15 protein-coding genes and 2 pseudogenes are annotated in these 19,158 nt (G+C 64.2%); 8 read left to right on the top strand and 9 right to left on the bottom strand.

Annotated elements, in window-relative coordinates; all coding sequences use genetic code 11:
• Positions 1–153 precede the first annotated feature (153 nt).
• The 6 genes from J1C48_RS18265 (at position 154) to J1C48_RS18240 (ending at position 7,469) form a co-directional block, all read left to right on the top strand.
• Positions 154–1,584: an ArnT family glycosyltransferase gene (locus tag J1C48_RS18265; protein WP_207259438.1), complete on the top strand. Its 1,431-nt coding sequence runs from the start codon at positions 154–156 to the stop codon at positions 1,582–1,584.
• A gap of 178 nt (positions 1,585–1,762) precedes the next feature.
• Complete coding sequence (locus J1C48_RS18260) at positions 1,763–2,320, top strand: gluconokinase (RefSeq protein ID WP_231081892.1); 558 nt, start codon at positions 1,763–1,765, stop codon at positions 2,318–2,320.
• A gap of 180 nt (positions 2,321–2,500) precedes the next feature.
• A complete protein-coding gene (locus J1C48_RS18255) occupies positions 2,501–3,889 on the top strand; it encodes a GntT/GntP/DsdX family permease (protein WP_207259437.1) in 1,389 nt (462 codons plus the stop codon).
• Between the two features lie 334 nt (positions 3,890–4,223).
• Positions 4,224–5,483, top strand: a complete 1,260-nt coding sequence (rho, locus tag J1C48_RS18250; protein ID WP_207259436.1) for a transcription termination factor Rho — start codon at positions 4,224–4,226, stop codon at positions 5,481–5,483.
• Positions 5,484–5,735: 252 nt separating this feature from the next.
• Positions 5,736–6,770 (top strand): RhuM family protein, encoded by a 1,035-nt coding sequence (rhuM, locus tag J1C48_RS18245; RefSeq protein WP_207259435.1) that lies wholly within the window; start codon positions 5,736–5,738, stop codon positions 6,768–6,770.
• Between the two features lie 219 nt (positions 6,771–6,989).
• Positions 6,990–7,469 (top strand): YbaK/EbsC family protein, encoded by a 480-nt coding sequence (locus J1C48_RS18240; protein WP_343217710.1) that lies wholly within the window; start codon positions 6,990–6,992, stop codon positions 7,467–7,469.
• A gap of 267 nt (positions 7,470–7,736) precedes the next feature.
• On the opposite strand, the gene J1C48_RS18235 is transcribed toward J1C48_RS18240, so the two are convergent.
• The 4 genes from J1C48_RS18235 to J1C48_RS18220 all read right to left on the bottom strand — a co-directional run bounded on the left by J1C48_RS18235 (position 7,737) and on the right by J1C48_RS18220 (position 12,535).
• Positions 7,737–7,886 (bottom strand): YjiS-like domain-containing protein, encoded by a 150-nt coding sequence (locus J1C48_RS18235; protein WP_207259433.1) that lies wholly within the window; start codon positions 7,884–7,886, stop codon positions 7,737–7,739.
• Positions 7,887–8,573: 687 nt separating this feature from the next.
• The gene (gene ppa / locus J1C48_RS18230) at positions 8,574–9,116 is read right to left on the bottom strand and encodes an inorganic diphosphatase (RefSeq protein WP_207259432.1); all 543 of its coding nucleotides are present in this window, start codon (positions 9,114–9,116) and stop codon (positions 8,574–8,576) included.
• 153 nt (positions 9,117–9,269) lie between these two features.
• Positions 9,270–10,670: a sigma-54-dependent transcriptional regulator gene (locus J1C48_RS18225; protein WP_207259431.1), complete on the bottom strand. Its 1,401-nt coding sequence runs from the start codon at positions 10,668–10,670 to the stop codon at positions 9,270–9,272.
• A 2-nt stretch (positions 10,671–10,672) separates the two neighbouring features.
• On the bottom strand, positions 10,673–12,535 hold the full coding sequence (locus tag J1C48_RS18220; protein WP_207259430.1) for a sensor histidine kinase: 1,863 nt from the start codon (positions 12,533–12,535) through the stop codon (positions 10,673–10,675).
• A gap of 117 nt (positions 12,536–12,652) precedes the next feature.
• Here J1C48_RS18220 and J1C48_RS18215 point away from each other — a divergent pair, with 117 nt between their 5' ends.
• Entirely contained in the window at positions 12,653–12,814 is a 162-nt protein-coding gene (locus J1C48_RS18215; RefSeq protein ID WP_207259429.1) for a hypothetical protein, read from the top strand.
• Positions 12,815–12,850: 36 nt separating this feature from the next.
• Here the strand turns inward: J1C48_RS18215 and J1C48_RS18210 are convergent, their stop codons facing one another.
• The gene (locus J1C48_RS18210) at positions 12,851–13,852 is read right to left on the bottom strand and encodes a dihydrodipicolinate synthase family protein (RefSeq protein WP_207259428.1); all 1,002 of its coding nucleotides are present in this window, start codon (positions 13,850–13,852) and stop codon (positions 12,851–12,853) included.
• Positions 13,853–13,933: 81 nt separating this feature from the next.
• Here J1C48_RS18210 and J1C48_RS18205 point away from each other — a divergent pair.
• Positions 13,934–14,248: pseudogene (locus J1C48_RS18205) on the top strand (integrase core domain-containing protein); the annotation flags it as partial.
• 37 nt (positions 14,249–14,285) lie between these two features.
• On the opposite strand, the gene J1C48_RS18200 reads toward J1C48_RS18205, so the two are convergent.
• The 4 genes and pseudogenes from J1C48_RS18200 to J1C48_RS18185 form a co-directional block, all read right to left on the bottom strand.
• Positions 14,286–15,365, bottom strand: coding sequence for an ABC transporter ATP-binding protein (locus J1C48_RS18200; protein WP_207259426.1), 1,080 nt, complete (start codon positions 15,363–15,365; stop codon positions 14,286–14,288).
• Positions 15,362–16,951, bottom strand: a complete 1,590-nt coding sequence (locus J1C48_RS18195) for an ABC transporter permease (protein WP_425523524.1) — start codon at positions 16,949–16,951, stop codon at positions 15,362–15,364. The genes J1C48_RS18200 and J1C48_RS18195 overlap by 4 nt, the downstream gene beginning before the upstream one ends.
• 74 nt (positions 16,952–17,025) lie before the next feature.
• Positions 17,026–18,030, bottom strand: coding sequence for an iron ABC transporter substrate-binding protein (locus tag J1C48_RS18190; protein ID WP_207259425.1), 1,005 nt, complete (start codon positions 18,028–18,030; stop codon positions 17,026–17,028).
• Between the two features lie 638 nt (positions 18,031–18,668).
• A pseudogene (locus J1C48_RS18185) lies at positions 18,669–18,983 on the bottom strand (transposase); the annotation flags it as partial.
• Between the last annotated feature and the right edge of the window lie 175 nt (positions 18,984–19,158).

Here is a 19,158-nt window from a genome sequence, read left to right as displayed (position 1 = left end):
GCCCCGATCCTTCACCAGCCTCACTGTCTCAAGCTTGAACTCGCGGCTGAACTTCCTTCTCTGCATTCCAACTCTCCAGTTCCGTTAAACACCTTATCTCGGTGTCCACGAAACCGGCAGCAGGCCAAAATGCCCACCGGCAAAAGCGGGCGGATGCTTCCGTCCCTCGCCCGGTTCGACACGTGGTCGAAAGGGCTGGCGCTGCCTTTGGCGGCGCTCACTCTTTTCGTTGCGCTTTCGGCGCTCGTCCGGCCGGTCCTGCCGCCGGACGAAACCCGCTATCTCACCGTCGCCTTGGAAATGCTGCGCGCGCATCAGTTCGTGCTGCCGAGCCTCAACGGCCAGCTTTACGAGCAAAAGCCGCCCTTGCTGTTCTGGATCATCGCCGCGATCTGGGACCTGACCGGCGTCTCCCGCGCCGGCGCCCTGGCCGCGATCACGCTGATCTCCGGCCTCGCCGTCGTGCTCACCCGCCGGCTCGCCGCCGAACTCTTCCCCGCCGACGACGCGCTCGTTCAGCGGGTCGGCTGGGCGATGGTCGGCAATGCGGTCTTCGCCATCTATACCGGCCTGATCCTGTTCGACCTCTTGCTCACCGACTGCCTGCTGGTTTTCCTTCTCGCCCTGACCGCCCATGCCCGGGCGCCCGCCGTTTGGAAGATCCTCGTCGCTGGGCTCGGCTTCGGCCTGTCGCTGCTCGCCAAGGGCCCGGTCGGGCTGATCTTTCTCGCCCCGGTAATCGCTTCTTACGCGCTCTGGCGCGACGGCCGGCAGGTGTTGTCGACGCGGCGCTTTTTTCTGTCCGCCCTCGCAGCCATCGGCCTTGGCGTGCTCGTCACCGCCGCCTGGCTCGTGCCCGCCTATATCGCCAGTCGCGGCGCCTATCTCGAAGGCCTGATCTTCGGCCAGATCGCCGGCCGCGTTTCCGGTGACATGGCGGCAAGCCACGCCCGCCCGATCTGGTTCTTCCTGCCGCTTTTGCCGGTCCTCGCGTTGCCCTGGCTGCTGTCGCCTCTGGTCTGGGCACGGCATCGGACATCGCTGCGCCATCCGATTGTGACGGCGAAAACATTGTGGCATGAGCGACCCGTCTTGCGCCTTCTGACAGTGGCGATCCTGGTGCCGATCGTCGTCTTCAGCGCAATCGCCGGCAAGCAGCCGCATTATCTGGTGCCGCTGCTGCCCTTCGTCGCCATCCTCTCGGCCTTTGCGATGCGCGACCTGAAACATTTGATGATCGCCCTTGGTGCGACGATCACCCTGTCGCTGTTGCTGATCGCCCAGCTGATCGCCAGCCGGACGGTATTTGATCGCGACGATCTCACGCCGCTTGCCCGCACGGTCGAGACCTGGCCTGGGCCGGTCGCCTTTGCCGGCCATTATCAAGGCGAGCTCGGCTTTCTCGCCCAGTTGAAACAGCCGATCGCGGTCGTTCCGCTGGATATGGCCGCGGGCTGGCTCGGCGCCCATCCCGGCGGTCTGCTCGTCTCCAGCGAGTTCAAGACCGGCGATGCGCTACCCGGTCGCATTCTCATCGACCGGCCATTCAAAAGCGACCAACGCATGACCGCTTCGACGAACTGACGGCCTTGCCGTCGACGCCGCGCGGGAGCGACAAAGACAACCGCCGGCAGACAGGGACCGGCGCTGGCAGACAGGGACCGGCAAACGCGCCCTGCGTGGTTTTCCACGGCTTTCCACCGCCGATCGCATGTGCAAATCCATCGACGCCCTATATCCCCCGACCAAGGTAACCGGTGTCATGCATGCCGGCTCCACGGGGACGGAGACGGAAATGGGCGCGGCCGAGACAGCGACGGCGATCGTGATCATGGGGCCGTCCGGCGTCGGCAAATCGACGACGGCGGAGGGGCTGGCCGAACGCCTCGACTGGCCGTTCGCCGAGGCGGACAAATTCCATCCCAAGGCCAATATTGCCAAAATGACCGAGGGCGTGCCGCTCGACGACGCCGATCGCGCGCCGTGGCTCGCCGCGATCCGCGACTGGATCTCCGACGAAGCGGAAAAGGGCGTTTCGACCGTTCTCACCTGCTCGGCGCTGAAACGGCGCTATCGCGAGACGCTGCGCGAGGCGAAAGCCCGAGTGCGCTTCGTCGCGCTCGAAATCGATCCGGAGCGTCTTGCCGAGCGGATGCGCACCCGCAAAGGCCATTTCATGCCGCCCTCGCTGCTGAAATCGCAATTGGCCGATCTCGAGCCCCTGGCGGCCGATGAAGACGGCATCACGGTCAGCGTCGATCAGCCACCGCAAGCGGTGATCGCCGCAGTCGTCGAAAAACTCGGCCTTTCCGCCCGCTGATCCGTTTTGATCCACGCCATCCACCCGACCGGGCTTCGGGCGCCAAAATCCAGTTCGAGCGGGCTGCGTCCGATTGGACGCAGAAGGGACACGCCAACTCTTTGAACCGACGCATCGTGCTTTGCCGAAAATCGATTCCGATTTTCAAGCCGATGCCGTAAATCCGATGGAGAATGCCCCGTGCCTGAGGGATTTCAGCAAACGCTCGGAGCCGGAACGCTCCTTGCCATCGCCGTCGGAGCAATCGCGCTCCTCCTCGTTCTGATCATCCAGTTTCGGGTCCATGCCTTCATCGCGCTGGTGATCGTCTCACTGGTGACGGCCTTTGCCGCCGGCCTGCCATCCGGGACGGTGCTGGACGTCCTCACAAAAGGGTTTGGCTCGACGCTGGCGAGCGTCGCGCTGCTTGTCGGCTTCGGCGCGATGCTCGGCCGGCTGGTCGAGGTTTCGGGCGGCGCGCAGACGCTTTCCGACGCGCTGATCGCCAAATTCGGCGAGGATCGCGCCCCCTTGGCCCTCGGCGTCGCGGCGCTGATCTTCGGCTTTCCGATCTTCTTCGACGCCGGCCTCGTCGTCATGCTGCCGATCGTCTTTTCCGTTGCCCGGCGGCTTGGCGGCGGCATCCTGCGCTATGCGCTGCCGGTCGCGGCCGCCTTTTCCTGCATGCACGCCTTCGTGCCGCCGCATCCCGGCCCCGTCGCCAGCGCCGAGCTGCTCGGCGCCGATATCGGCACACTCACCATCGCCGGCCTTCTCGTCGCGATCCCGACCTGGTTCATCGCCGGCTATCTCTACAGCCTGTGGGCCGGCCGTCGTTTCATCCTGCCGGTGCCGAGCTTTTTGTCAGGCGGCGAGCGGGAGGAGGACCGCGCCGATCCGCCGAAGCCCGGCACCGTCATTCTGCTCCTGTTGCTGCCGCTGGCGATCATCTTCGTCAACACCGGGCTCGACACCGCCCGGGCTGCCGGCTGGGTCAATGGCGATGCCGGCTGGTACAAAGCTCTGCGGGTCGTCTGCGCGACGCCGATCGCGCTGTTGATCGCCGTTCTGGTGGCGAGCTACGTGCTCGGCATCCGCCGCGGCCTCGACAAGCTGCGGATCGAAAGCCTCTTGGACTCCGCCCTCGCCCCGGTCTGCGCGATCATCCTGATCACCGGCGCTGGCGGCATGTTCGGCGGCGTCCTGAAGGCCACCGGCATCGGCACAGCGCTGGCCGACAGCCTCTCCGGCATCGGCCTGCCGCTGATCGTCTCCGGCTTCGTCATCGCTTTGGCGCTGCGGGTGGCGCAAGGGTCGGCGACCGTGGCACTGATCACCTCGGCAGGCTTGATCCAGCCGGCGATCGCGGCGCAAGGCATCACCGGCTTTCCGCTTGCCGCCGTCGTCGTGGCGCTCGCCTCCGGCTCCCTCGCTCTCAGCCATGTCAACGATTCCGGGTTCTGGCTGGTCGGCCGCTTCCTCGGCATGGACGTGAAGACGACGCTGAAGACCTGGACGGTGATGGAAACGCTGATCGGCCTTGTCGGCTTTATCCTTGCCTGCCTGCTCTATTTTGCCACCAATGGGTGATTTCATCATTTATTTTCGTTTAAAGTTGCAATTCGCCGCCGGTGCCTGATCAGCGCATAACCGCGCTGCCAGCGGCGATTGCGGCCGCAAGACGCCGCGAAAATTCACCAAATCGCGCCGCGGCTCAGACGCCAAGCCTCTTGCGCGCCAGCGTTGCTGCGTTTATATCATTCAGGAAGATCCCGCCTTCCCAAGGTGTCGGACTCGGTTTCGACCGATACGCGCGGACCGCCAGCTCGCGGCGTTTCGTCTCAAGCGTTTTCATTTCCCACCGTCATGTTCCGTTCGACCCCCGTTGGATCGAACCGACTGCCAAAGAGCATTAGTCCCCCGAATGAAACTTCAGGATCTGAAGAACAAGAGCGCACCCGAACTCATCGCCTTTGCCGAAGAGAACGGTGTCGAGAACGCCTCCGTCCTGCGCAAGCAGGAGCTGCTCTTCGCCATATTGAAGCAGCTGGCCGCCCAGGAGGTCGAGATCATCGGCGAGGGCGTCGTTGAAATCCTGCAGGATGGTTTTGCCTTCCTGCGCTCGCCGGAGGCCAATTATCTGCCGGGCCCCGACGACATCTACGTCTCGCCCTCGCAGATCCGCAAATTCCAGCTGAAGACCGGCGATACCGTCGAAGGTCCGATCCGTAGCCCGAAGGAAGGCGAACGTTACTTCGCCTTGCTGAAGGTCAACACGATCAACTTCGACGATCCGGAGAAGATCCGCTACAAGAGCCACTTCGACAATCTGACACCGCTCTATCCGAATGAGCGCTTCAAGATGGAACTGGAGGATCCGACCTCCAAGAAAGATCTGTCGGCCCGTGTCATCGATCTCGTCGCCCCGCTCGGCAAGGGCCAGCGCGCGCTGATCGTTGCGCCGCCGCGCACCGGTAAAACGGTGCTGCTGCAGAACATCGCCCATTCGATCACCGCCAACCACCCCGAATGCTATCTGATCGTGCTGCTCATCGACGAGCGTCCGGAAGAAGTCACCGACATGCAGCGCTCGGTGCGCGGCGAAGTCGTCTCCTCAACCTTCGACGAACCGGCCTCGCGCCACGTGCAGGTCGCCGAGATGGTGATCGAAAAGGCCAAGCGTCTGGTCGAGCATGGCCGCGACGTGGTCATTCTGCTCGATTCGATCACCCGCCTCGGCCGCGCCTACAACACCACCGTCCCGTCCTCCGGCAAGGTGCTGACCGGCGGCGTCGACGCCAACGCCCTGCAGCGGCCGAAGCGGTTCTTCGGCGCGGCGCGCAACATCGAGGAAGGCGGCTCCCTGACGATCATCGCGACGGCGCTGATCGATACCGGCTCGCGCATGGACGAAGTCATTTTTGAAGAGTTCAAGGGTACCGGCAACTCCGAAATCGTGCTCGACCGCAAGGTCGCCGACAAGCGCACCTTCCCGGCGATGGATATTCTCAAGTCCGGCACCCGCAAGGAGGATCTCCTGGTCCCGCGCCAGGAGCTGCAGAAGATCTTCGTCCTGCGCCGCATCTTGGCGCCGATGGGCACCACCGACGCCATCGAGTTCCTCAACGACAAGCTCAAGCAGACCAAATCCAATGCCGAGTTCTTCGATTCGATGAACACTTAAGGCTGGACGGCTGTCGGCAGCGTTCTGTATCGACCGGTCCATGCGGAGCGCCTGAAACTCTTGTCGTGCTGAGGTCGCGGTTTGCACTTCGGCTGATGCCCCAATAACGGACCCCCCATCATCTCCGGAAGGGGCCCTAAATTCGCCCCGGTTTTGGGGCCCGATGCCGTAGAATCAAAGAGTTGGAGCATCCCTTCTGCATCCAAAGGGACGCAGGGCGCTCTAGGCAGTGCGACATGGCCGGGAGTTGGCATGAGCGACAACACCGATGGTCCGGTTCATTTGTTGGAAGACGAAGCGACCGGCGATCGATTCCTTGTCTATGGCGGTGATGCGGGACCACGGCTCGATATCCGCTACGCCGGCGAAACCCTTTGGATGACCCAGGCGCAAATCGCTGCGCTGTTCGGTCGCGACATTTCGGTCATCTCGCGCCACATCGCGAACATTCTCGAAGAGAACGAGCTGGAAGAGTCGAGCAATTTGCAAAAAGTGCAAATTGCTCAATCGACACGTCCCGTCACCCTTTACAGCCTCGATATGGTGATTTCGGTTGGCTATCGGGTGTCTTCAGCGCAGGCGACGCTGTTCCGCCGCTGGGCGACGGCGACTCTCGTTCAATTTGCCAAGAAGGGCTTTGTCGTCGATACCCTTCGGCTCAAACAACGCGAGAACGCCGATCGTATCGCGGAATTGCGGGAGATCATCCGCGATCTGCGCTCCGACGAGAGCAATCTCTATCGCGAGCTGCGCGCCATTTGCGCCCTATGCCAAGACTATGATCACACGGCCAAGACTGCGAGGGAGTTCTTTCAGCGCACTCAGGCCAAGCTCGTCTATGCGGTGACATCCCATACGCCAGCAGAGATCATTCAGGCTCGCGCCGATGCTGAGACCGAGGACATGGGCCTGACCAACTGGCCGAACGCCGCGATCCGCAAGACCGATGTCAGCGTCTCGAAAAACTATTTGACAGTGCCGGAGATCCGCGAACTCAACCGTCTGACCACGATCCTGCTCGACATCTTCGAAGATCAGCTCGATTTGCGTCGGCTTCTCGTCATCGCTGACGCGCAAAATCTGCTGGACCAGCAGCTGAAAAGTCTGGGGCGCCAAGTCCTGACCCATGGCGGGACGATCAAGGCGGCGGTCGCACAACGCCACGCCGAAGCCGAATATGCGAAATTTGCCAAACGACGGACCTTAGAGCGGCATCGCGAAGCCGACGAAAGGATCGCCGAACTTGCCAAGGAGGCAAAAGGATTGCCGCGCAAACCGCCGATCTGACGGGGGAATCGCAATCGGACAGGACGATGGCGAAGACGCGGGCCGGTTTTGGGGAAGGCTTGACCCGCTCTCTGCGATCGCCATCCTTACGGCATCGGCCCGAAAATCGATATCGATTTTCGGGCCGATGCGTCGAACCAAAGGGTTAGAGCGACCTTTCTGCATCCAAAGGGACGCGGGGCGCTGTGGCCGCATGGAGGCCGATCTGAGGAGATGTCAATGACCGCGCCCTATCCCGCCGCCGTGGCGCGCGTGGCCACAGCGGCCGAAGCCAAGGGGCTGACGATCAAGATCGTCGAGACCGCCCGGTCGGCGCGCTCGGCCGAGGAGGCGGCGGTGGCCGTCGGCGCGTCGGTCGGCCAGATCGTCAAGTCGCTGGTCTTTCGCGGCAAGGACAGCGGCAAGCCCTATCTGCTCCTCGTCTCCGGTGCCAACCGGGTCGACGAGACGTTGATGGCCCGCCATCTCGGCGAAGCGCTGGAGCGTCCCAACGCCGCCTATGTGCGCGAGGCGACGGGGTTCGCCATTGGCGGCGTCGCGCCGCTCGGGGCCAGCGCGGCGATCACCACCTTCATGGACGAGGATCTTTTTCAGCACGCGACCGTCTGGGCCGCCGCCGGCTCGCCCGTCCACGTCTTCGAGGTCGTGCCGCTGCAGTTGCGCAGCGCCACCGGCGCCGCGCTCGGCCGTGTCAAATAAGCCGCGCGCGGTATTGCCACCAAGCCGCCCGAACCTGTGCAACCGCGCAGACAAAAGCGCCCGCTCCTTCAGCGAGGAACGGGCGCTTTTTCGGCGAATGCCCGACACGACATTCTAGAGCATGGTGCCGAAAAGTTGCATGACTTTTCGGGTCACATCATGCGGAAAAACAATGGCTTAGAGCGGAATGGCGATTCCGGCTCATCGCATTCCGCTCTAGGACTTGCATCCTCTTTTGCAGGCCCACGTGGCCCGCGGCAGTGGCAATCAGCGACGGCCGAAGCGAACGGCGCGCTCGATGTCGGCGCGCATCACGCCGATGTCGGCGAGTTCACGGTCGCCCATCATCTGCAGCTGACGGATGTCGCTGCGGACGTTGCGCATGGACTTGAAACGATCTGCGAAATTACGGAACATGACAGGACTCCTCGGCGCCTGAAGACATCGGCTCCTCAAGGCGGAACCAATGCGAAGAACGGATACGACTGAGAGCGCCCTGCGTCCTATCGGACGCAGAAAGGTCGCTCTCGCCCCTTGAATCGACGCATCGTGCTTTCCCAAAATCGATTCCGATTTTCGGGCCGATGCTGTAGATCTTCAAAAGTGCGAAGCCGGATATGCGGCCGTCTCGGCGGGGGCGTATCAAGCTCGTTACGCTCATATATGCAGCAGCGATGCACAAAAGAAGTGCAGATGCTGAGCATCAGTTGTGCACATTTTGCATGGCAGCTGTGCCAGCTCGTTGATGATTCGGTAACGATGCCGGCCTCGCTCACACGTCGATTCGACACATACGAACAATGTTGGGTGTCGCTGCGCGGCGCAGCTGGGTTGGGTGTCGCTGCGCGGCACGGCCCGTCGCCCGGGCCTGCCAGCGCCAAGGCCTCTCGGCATGGTGCGGGCGGGAAATACGGCCCCGTCCGAACGAGGCGGCCGCTCTGGCCTTGCTTCATCCGGGTATGAAAAAGCCCCCGCCCGACGCTCTAAGCGCGCGGAACGAGGGCTTCGTGTTGTCGGCTCTGCGCGTCGTCAAACGCCAGTGCGGGTGCGCCGTCTTCCCAAAGGTTCAGGCAGTGGCCGGCAAAATCCCGGCCGCTTGCGGGCTCAGCCCTTCACCTTCTCGGCGTCGAAGCGATCGACCGCCTCGGTGATCAGCTTGCGGGCCATGTCCGAGCCGCCCCAATTGCCGATCTTCACCCACTTGCCGGGCTCCAGGTCCTTGTAGTGCTCGAAGAAGTGCTCGATCTGCTTTAGCGTGATCTCCGGCAGGTCGTTCGGCTCGAACACTTTGGCATAGCGCTGGGTGAGCTCAGGCGAGGGCACCGCGATGACCTTTTCGTCCTGACCCTTGTTGTCTTCCATGACCAGAACACCGATCGGGCGGCAATTGATCACGCAGCCCGGAAACAGCGGCCGGGTGTTGCAGACCAGAACGTCGATCGGATCGCCGTCGTCGGACAGGGTGTGCGGCACGAAGCCGTAGTTCCCCGGATAGGTCATCGGGGTGTAGAGGAAGCGATCGACGACGAGGCAGCCGGCCTCCTTGTCCATCTCGTATTTGATCGGGTGTCCGCCGACGGGCACCTCGATGATGACGTTGATGTCCTCGGGCAGATTGTTGCCGCGCTGGATGGCGTCGATGCGCATCGATAGGCTCCTGTTGTTGTCCCGTGTCGGCAGCGAGGCCAGTCAGGCGCCGGCGCGATCGCAGCCGGGATCGCAAGGCTCTCGTCAAAGCCGATTTGAGGGCTGCTTACCGGCTTGACTGAGCGGTTGCAACATCGATCGGCCGCCGATCGCCTACTCTTCCAGCCTCTCCGGGCTTTCGATGCCGAGCCGGCGAATCTTGTCGTAGAGGCCTTTGCGGGAAATCTGCAGAGCTTCGTAGGTCGGCTTCAATGATCCGCCATGACGCGCCAGCTCGGCTTCGATCACCGAGCGCTCATAGGCGGCGAGGCGATCGGCCAGCGAGCCGGCGGATTCGCTCGGTCGGGCAGACGATGCAGCGGGGGGCGATACGGAGGACGGGACGGCACCGCCGCCCGGCTCATCGAAGCCGGCCCACATGCCGAGGACGAAGCGATCGGCATAATTGCGCAATTCGCGCACATTGCCCGGCCAGTCGCGGCGCACCAGCTGCATTTCCAGCGCGTGGTCGATTGCCGGAATCTCCCGGCGAAAGCGCGCCCGCGCCTCGCGAGCGAGATGAAAGAACAGCAAGGGCACATCCTCGCGCCGCTCGCGCAGCGGCGGGATCGTCAACGTCACCACGTTGAGGCGGTAATAAAGGTCCGAGCGAAAGCGCCCCTCGCGCCCGGCCGCGGCCAGATCGGTCTTGGTGGCGGCGACGAATCGCAGGTCGAGCGGAATCGCGCGGTTGGAGCCGAGGCGCTCGACCGAGCGAGTCTCGATCGCCCGCAACAGCTTGGCCTGGAGGTCAAGCGGCATCGACTCGATCTCATCGAGAAAGATCGTCCCGCCATCGGCATGTTCGAGCTTGCCGATCCGCTGCTTCGAGGCACCGGTGAAGGCGCCCGGCTCATGGCCGAACAGTTCGGACTCGATGATGTCGGCCGGCAGCGCGGCGCAATTGATGGCGACGAAATTGCCCTTGGCGCGGCTGCCGCAGTCGTGCAGCGCCCGCGCCACCACCTCCTTGCCGGTGCCGGTCTCGCCCAGCACCAGGACGTCGACATCAGGATCGGCCAAAGCATGGATCTGCTGGCGCAGGCGCTGGATGCCGGGCGTGCGGCCGACCAGGCGCAGCGTCAGCTCGTCGCCGTCGTCGAGGGTCGAGCGCAGGATGCGGTTTTCCAGGACCAGCCGACGCTTTTCCAGCGCCCGCTCGACCACGGCATAAAGGCGTGAGACCGAGAACGGCTTTTCGATAAAGTCGTAGGCCCCGGCCCGCATGGCGTCGACCGCCATCTGGACGTCGCCATGGCCGGTGATCAAAATCACCGGCATCGTCGGATCGACCGCCAGCGCCGCCTTCATCAGCGCCAGCCCGTCGCCCCCCGGCATGCGGATGTCGGAGACAATGACCGCATAGGAATCGTGCGCGATCCGCGCGAGCAGCGAGGCGCCGGTCTCATGCAGCTCGACCGGCATGCCTTCGAGTTCGAGGCCCTGCCGCAAGGCGTCGCGCAGATCGTCGTCATCGTCGAGAAGGTGGACGGTCGGTTCGCCGAAGCCGGGCATCGTCAGGATCTTTCGCGGGGTTGGTCGCTAGAGGCCGTGCCGGTATCGGCGTTGAGCAAGTGAATTGCAAACATGCTGCCTGACGGCCCGCTGGCAACGAGGCGGATCTCGCCGCCGAAATCGGCGAGGATGTTTCGCACGATCGACAGGCCGATGCCGATGCCCTCGCCGCTCGCCTTGGTGGTCACGAAGGGCTCGAAGATCTCCGCCCGCATCGCCTCGGGAATGCCGGGCCCGTCGTCAGCGACGTGGATCGCGACGGATCCTGGTCGATCGGCCCGCGGCGCAAGCCTCACGGCGATCGCGCCATGGCCCACCCCGTCCCGGCGCGCCTTCCCGGCGATCGCGTCGGCGGCGTTGTTGATGAGATTGACGAAGACCTGGGCCAGGCGCACCCGCCCGCCCATCACCGGAACGCCGCGCAGAGCCGAATCGATCGACAGGGCAATTCCCGCCTTGCGCAGGCGCGGGCGCACCAAAATCAACGCCTCGTCGAGGATCGGCCCGAGCAGCACCGGCTGCGAGGCCGTGCCCGGCTTGCGGGCGAAGGCAAGCAGCGTCTTCGACATCTCGGCCATGCGATCGGTCATCGCCACGATGCGCCTCAGATTGCCGCTCGCCATATCCGCCCGCTCACGGCCGAGAAACCGCTCGGCATTGTCGGCATAGGTACGGATCGCGGCGAGCGGCTGGTTGAATTCGTGGCCGAGCGCCGCCGCCATCTGACCGAGGCTGGCGAGCTTGGCCGCCTGCACCAGCTCGCCCTGGGTTTGCCGCAGCTTGGCTTCGGTTGCCCGGCGCTCCTCCACTTCGCCCTTGAGACTGGCATTGGCGCGGCTGAGCTCCCGCGTGCGGTCGCGCACCAGGCGTTCAAGCCGCAGTGCCGAGGCCCGGTCGCGGCGCGCCTTTAAGGTCGCCCGCTCGCGCCGATAGACGGCAAAACCGGCCGCGATGGCGATCAGCAGGCTGGCGAGCGCCGCGAGCGTCTGACCGCTGAGCCGGGCCACCTCGACACCGGTGGTATCGGCCAGCACATGGATCTGCCATTCGAGCAGCGGCAGGGTGCGGGAGAGGTCGAGCCCGCCCGGTCCAACGCCCAAAGCCGCTGCCAGTCCCAGCACCGCCATCGGCTGCTTCAGCCGCCAGTCGCGACGGTTGGAGAGAAAGATGCGGCCGCGGCGATCGGTGACATAGACAACGTTTTGGGACAGCGACCAGGTCGCCTCGACATTTTCCAGCCCGACGACCACCGCCACAAAACCCGAAAACGCCGACGCCCCGCGCACCGCCGAGACGAAGACATAGGCGCGTTCGCCATCCGGCAGCACCAGGCTCTGGCGGCCAAGCCGCCCCTGCCTTGCGGCGGCCAACGCGTCGCGAAGTGCATCCCTGGCATCGCTCAGTCGGCCCCGCGCCGAATGAACGACGTCGCCCGCCGGACTAAGCAGCAAGAGATCGAGCGCCCCGGAGAGACCGACCACCGATTCGGCCGCACCGTCGATCAAAGCCGCGTCGGCGCCCGCCGGGCGCGCGGCATCGAGCTGGCCGAAGAAGCGGCGAAACTCCTCGGTCTGGGCGAGCAGCGGCGGCAGTGCCCGATATTTGTCGAGCACCCCGTCGAGGATCGCGGTTTGAACATTCAGGGTTTCAACAGCGCCCGCCTGCATCTCGGCCAGCGCCTGGCGGGCCGCAAAGCGCCCGGCCGCGTCAATCGCAAGCCCCGCGCCAAAAAGCACAACCAACACCACGCCCAACCGCACGGTCGCGAAGCGGCGGCGGATGCGGCGCCCGGTGACGCGGCCGCCGGCTCCAGGCCCGGCCCCTTGCGGCCGGCGATCGGCGCGGTCCCAATGTCCTTCGCTCAATCCTTGCCCCCGGGAGATGTGCCGAGAGAGCATAACAGCAACGCCGGATCAGCGCTTCAAGCCCGCGCGGCGAGGGTTTATGCCTCTCTCTACAAATCTCACGCAAGGATAGATGACATGACCCGCCGGAGAGGTTTCGTCGCAGGCTTAGCCGCGTTTCTGTCGGACGTTCGCGCCGCAAACCATTGCGCCACCGCGCTCGAATCCGGCCGCAAGCCGCCGGAAGCCGCGCTGCGCCGGCTTGGCCTCAAGGCCGACGTCTTCAACCGCCTCTACTGATCACGGCGCCGGCCGGGCCCTTGGCCCGACGCCCCTTCAGCCGAGATAGCCGGATCCTGTCCGCAAAATCAGGTCGCCGCAAAGACCCGCCGTCCTGTCGATCAGCTTTGCCGAGAGCGGCTGGCCGTCGACCTTCAGCGGCAGCGGTGCGTCCCGCCATGTTTCGCCATAGGCGGCCAGGTGGTCCATCGCCCGATTGGCATTGGAAAAGACGTTCGCCCCGCCTTCATCCGCCGCCGCCGCGAACACATCGCCGACGACCGCGGCAAGGTGCTGCGAAAGCGCCTCGGCCTGCTCGATCTCGCCGGCCGCCTTCAGCGCCAACAGCTGACGCAGCGGCCCACCGAGAACGTTGCCCGTCGACAGCAGCCAGCCATCATAGGGGCCGATCGGCTTCAGCGCGTCGAGATAGCCCCCTTCCGCGCCGCGCACCAAGGCGGCCGTGCCATAGTCGTGATCGCTCCTGGCCACCGCGTCTTGTCCGCTCGAATCCTTAAACAGCGTCACCCGCGGATGGGCGGCGAGGCTGGCAAAGGTCTCGGGCGCGATCACGCAGCCGGTCACCTGGGGCAGCTGATAGACAGCGATCGGAAGCTCGCTCGCCGCAAAGACCGCCTCGTAGTGGTCAAGGATCGCCGCCTGGCTCGCATCCGGGTCGACCGGCGGGCAGATCACCGCCGCGCTCACCCGCGCCTTGAGGGTCGCGTCCTGGGACAGGCGATTCTCCAGATGCTGCAGCCGAGCGATGACCGCCTCGGTGGTCGGCCGCAGCGCGCCGAAAATCAGCGACAGGTCGAGCGCGACAATGTCCTGTGTCGCCGCCAGATCGATCAGCGCGTCAAAGGCCGAATCCTTGAGCTCCCAGCCATCGCCGGTCGAGCCGGCGAGCATTACTTGGCGCACGCTCGACCGGATATGGCGGATCTGGGCAAGCATCCGTCCGGCATCGATCCCGCCCGGCGCCTCGATCCGATAATGGGTGAGAACGGGCACGAACAGCGGATCGGCGAGACAGCTAGCGGATGGCGGTGGATACATGGCGTGTCCCTCCTCTTTCCCTCAAAAGAGCTCTCCACTGTCCCGGCGCAAGTCCACAAAAGCCTTGGCGTGAAAATCCGCCGGGTCATGACCGACAACGGCGCCTGCTATAAATCCAAGGCCTTGCGAAAGACCTGTCGCGACCTCGGCCTCAAACACGTCAGGACCAAGCCCGACACGCCGAAAACCAACGGCAAGGCCGAGCGCTTCATCCAGGCTGCCTTGCGCGAATGGGCCTATGGAAATTCCTACCAAACATCGCAAGAGCGAGCCAACGCACTGCCGTTCTGGAACCACCTCTACAACTGGCACCGTCCTCACGGCGGCATCAACGATCAAACCCCAATCTCCCGATTAGGCTTCAATCGCGACAACCTGTTGCGACACCACAGTTAGAGGCGAGTGCATTGAAACGCCATGCCCAGCGCACGCCTCATTGCATCGATGGCAGGACATATGCCGCAGAGGTGAACCGCAGGCGCACCCGATCACCCGGCATCGGGCGGTGGCCGCCGAAACACGTGACGGTCACGGCGAAAGGCGCCGCGGCAGCCAGTGATGGCTCTTGCCCGGCGATCTCGAGCACCATCGTCGTCTTCGCGCCGGCAAATTCCGCCTCGCGCACAAGAGCGTCGGGTCCATCGCCGCTCTTTGGAGCGCCAGAGACGGGTTCGACGACGATCTGTTCCGGCCGTAGCACGACCGAAGCGTCAGCCCGCGGCGAGGCATCGTCGATCGCGATGGGGCCGAGTGGCGTCCGGGCGAGGCCTGCCTCGATCCGTGCCGGAACAATCAGTGCATCGCCCAAAAAGGTCGCAACCATGGCGCTGGCCGGGCGCGCATAGATCTCGCGCGGCGGGCCGACCTGAAGAAACCGGCCGTCGCGCATGACAGCGACTTGATCGGCGAAGGACAGTGCCTCCTCCTGATCGTGGGTCACCAGGATCGCCGTGATGCCGGCATCGCCAAGCAGCGCGGCAACAGCTTTGCGGGTTTCGGCCCGCAACCCGGTATCGAGCGCGGAAAATGGTTCGTCGAGCAGCATGATCCGCGGCTTCATGGCGAGCGCCCGCGCCAGCGCGACGCGCTGCTGCTGGCCGCCCGAGAGCTGGTGCGGCCGTCGCGTCAACAGCGCGTCATCGAGCCCGACGAGACGTGTCAATTCCACGATGCGAGCATTGCGGTCGTCGGCCCGTCGCGCAAGGCCAAAGCCGATGTTCTCCGCCACACTGAGATGGGGAAAAAGCGCTCCGTCCTGCATCACGAGGCCGATACCACGGCGGTGCGCCGGGACGCTGTGCTGCGCAGTGGCGAGCCGCTTGCCGTTCAAGCTGATCGTGCCGGCATCCGGCTGATCAAACCCCGCGATCAGGCGCAGCAAAGTGGTCTTACCGCAACCGGACGGGCCGACGATCGCCGTGCGGCTGCCGGATTTTGCGTCGAGATCAACGCCATCGAGGGCCGCGGCGGTGCCGAAGCAGCGGGTGACCCCACGCAATTTCAGAAAGCTCATTCGCCCGCCATCCGTTTCGATTGGACGTGCAGCCACCCGGTGAAGGGCAGCGAGATTGCCACCATGATTGCCGCATAAGGGGCGGCAGACGCATAGTCGATTTCGCCGCTGAACGACCAGAAGCGCATCGCCAGCGTGTGCGTCCCAAGCGGTGCGAGCATCTGCGTGGCGGTCAGCTCATTAACGATGCCGAGCGCTGCCATCGCCGTCCCGGCGGCTGCCCCCGGTGCGGCAAGCCGGATCGTCGTGGCGAACAGCGCCTGGGCGGGGCCGCGCCCGAGCGCGCTAGCCGCCTGTTCCAGTTCGATCGGCGCCTGCGCGATGGACGCACGCAGGCTGATCAGCGCGCGCGGCAGGAACATCAGGCCATAGGCGAGAAGGATCGTCGCCATCGTCTGGTAAAGCGGCTGGACGACCCGCACCGCGATCGTCACCAGCGCCAGTGCCACAACGATGCCCGGCAGCGATCCGATGACGTAGTTCAGCTTTTCCAGACCATGCTGCAGCCGGCTGGGTGCACGGTTCGACAACCACGCCATCGGGACCGCCATCGCGGTCGTCAGGACGCCGCCGGCAAAGGCGAGTATGGCGGTTTGGGCGAGTGTCGGGACGATCTCATCGAGACGCCAGATTGCCAGTCCGCCTGCCGCGAGCCAGCGGCCGATGGTGACAAAGGGAACCCCAAGCGACAGGGCGATCACGGCGCAGACACAGGCAAGGCAGGGGATCGCAGTTTTGCCGAGACATGCCGGTTTCGGCCGTCGAGCCACGCCCGACCCGACACGCGAATAGCGCGCATCGCCGCGGGCGGCCGCTTCGAGGACGATCACGACGAGACAGCATATGACGAGGACGCTGGCGAGCATCGTCGCCGCCGGGCCGGCGAAGCTCGATTGATACTGGTCGACGATCGCCGTCGTGAAGGTATCGAAGCGGACGAAGACATAGAGCCCGAATTCCGAAAGCAAGTGCAGGGCGATGAGCAAGGCACCGCCGCAGAGCGCCAAACGCAGCTGCGGGAACGTGACGCGCGCGAAAACCGCCCATGGTGACAGGCCGAGCGCGGCCGCTGTCTCCGAGAGCGCCGGATCAAGCCGGCGCAGACTGGCCGCGACCGGCAGATAAAGGAACGGGAAATAGCTGAGCACGGAAATCGTCACGGCCGCGGGCAATCCCTGGAAACGGGGGCATAGGGAGATCCACGCATAGCTCTGAACGAAGGCCGGGACGGCGAGCGGGGCGACGCAAAACCAGGACAGAACACGCCGCCCCGGCAGGTCGGTGCATTCCGTCAGCCAGGCGAGAGCGGTGGAAACGACCATCGCAAGCGGCACGGCGAGGATGACCAGCAAACCGGTATTGACGAGCAGTTCGCCGACACGCGGCCTGAAAATGAGTGCAGCGGAGCTTCGCCACCCCGTCGTCCAGGCCATCCAGCCGACGAACAGGACGGGCAGAGCCGCCAGCAGGGAGACCAAAACGGCGGCCATCTCCATGAATGGCAATGCCCGTCCCGTGCGACGCGGCGGTGCCAGCCAGTCGCCGGCCAAGCCGGACATTCGATCAGCAAAGAGGAAGTTGATCATGTCGAACAAAAAAACACTCCCGGAAAGACCACGTCCTCCGGGAGCATTGTCAGCCTTTCAGTGCGGGCCGCTCTTTAGAGCAGGCCGGCCTCGGTCATCAGCTCGGTCACCTTCTTGCTGTCGAGCTCGGACGGAACCACCTTCGGCGCATCGAGATCCTTCATCGGCACCAGCTTCGGGTTGGCCTGGGCGCCCTTGCCGATGGCATATTCAAAGCTCGATCCGTCCCTCAGCACGGCCTGTCCGCCCTTGCCGGCGATCCACTTGATGAAGGCCTGGGCCTCCTTCTTGTGCTTGCTCGACGCGAGCACGCCGCCACCGGAAACCGAGACGAAGGCACCCGGATCCTTATGCTTGAAGAAGTGCAGCGCGACGTTCTTGCTGTTCTCGCCGGTCGCAGCCTGATCCCGGTAGAAGTAGTAGTGATAGATCACGCCACCTTCGATTTGACCGGCATTGACGGCTTTCATCACCGTCGAGTTGCCGTGATACTCCTTGAAATTCTGCTTCATGGCCTTCAGCCAGTTTTCCGTCACCTTCGGGCCCTTGAGCTGCAGCAGAGCGCCGACGATCGCCTGGAAATCCGCGCCCGACGGCGACGCTCCCCAGCGACCCTGCCACTTCGGATTGGCGAGATCCAACAGCGACTTCGGCAGATCGGCCTCCTTCAGCTTGGTCTTGTCATAGGCAAAAACCGTGGTCCGCGCCGCAATGCCCACCCAATTGCCGTCTTTGGAGCGAAACTTCGCCGGCACTTCGTTGAGGGTACCCTTATCCAGCGGCGCGAGCAGCCCGGCCTTGTCGACGAGCACCATGGCAGGCGAATTCTCGGTCAGGAACACGTCCGCCGGTGACGCCTTCCCCTCGGCGATGATCTGATTGCCCATTTCGGTATCGCCGCCATGGCGAACTGTGACCTTGATGCCGGTTGCCTTGGTGAATCCATCGATCCAGTCCGCCGCCAGACTCTCATGCTGGGCGTTGTAGACCACGAGGCCGTCGTCGCTTTGCGCATAAGCCGCAGTCGAAATCAGGGCGAACGCTAGCGCGCCCGCGAGACGGGAGGTCATGCTTTTCATCTGGGAGTTCCTCAATGAAGATTGGATTGCGGCGCGACGATTAGATACATGACTAAAATAATCAAGTTTTAAAGCGCGCCGGCTTTTCGCCGTTGGAACTGGTTGGGGCAAGCCTTGACCGGGCGACGAGACGCGCCGGAAGCAGCCCTTTTTTAGCCGCAAATGCCTGAAAATGTGCCAGCTTGCGGCGCTTGCGGCGCTCGCGGCAAAGCCGGCGCCGAACCGCCTCGCCCATCACACGCGGCACAAAGCTCCGGGCAGAGGATCAGGCAGACACACTGTCTTCATGCCGTAGACTGCCGCGGTGCGGCGTCCTGCGTGACCTTGCCCCCCTCCCGCAGCCCAATCCGGTTTAACGTTCGTTCCGGCCTGTCGCTGAAGCGCTCCCCGAACCTAGACCGCCCGGCTGGAGAATTTCCGGGGGTTGCCGCGCCGGCAGACACCGCGCCTCCTGACCAGTCCATCAGCTCACTCGGCGCCTGATCGCCGATCGCACTGCGTGGTCGGATCTGGTTGTCGTCTCGACGCCAAGCCTCCATCTTGGCGCGGGCGTCGTCAAGGCTCATGACCCAATGGGGTATTCAGAAGTCACGTCCGTCAATGAGGTGTAACTTCGAAGGCGGCCATGTCGGCGGTCTTCATGCGGCAGCAGGCTGAAGCTTGAGGATGGCATCGACGGCCACGGTGCCGATCTGGGCCATGGCCTCGAGCGGCATGTAACGGTTCTGGGTCTGCCATTTGTCGTTCTGTTCGAAGAGGGTCGCACCGAACAGGCGGTTGATGGGCGCCTCATCCTTGAAGATGCCGATGACGTCGGCCCTGCGTTTTCCCTGCTTTTTCAGGCGTTCCATTGGGTTCGTCGAATGCAACTTCGTGCGGCGCTGGGCCGGGACGGTCGTGTAGGCCACGACATCCGACTCGCTGTCGTCCATGAGGGCGGCAAGCTTCGGCCATGCCGGAAACCTATTCCCCGCAAGGCGGCCTCCGCGGTAGGCGTACCGTTTTGGCCGATTGTGATGGGTTTTTTGAGAGATTGGGGGCGTTTTTTTTGCGTTTTGCCGGAGGCGCGGCGGTCAAAACGCCGCTTGCCCCGCGCGCCGGTGGCTTGCGGGGTGTGGTCGGTGATGG

Source organism: Jiella flava, from assembly GCF_017349315.1.
Taxonomy (GTDB): domain Bacteria; phylum Pseudomonadota; class Alphaproteobacteria; order Rhizobiales; family Rhizobiaceae; genus Jiella; species Jiella flava.
This window is presented reverse-complemented; position numbering and strand designations above follow the sequence as displayed.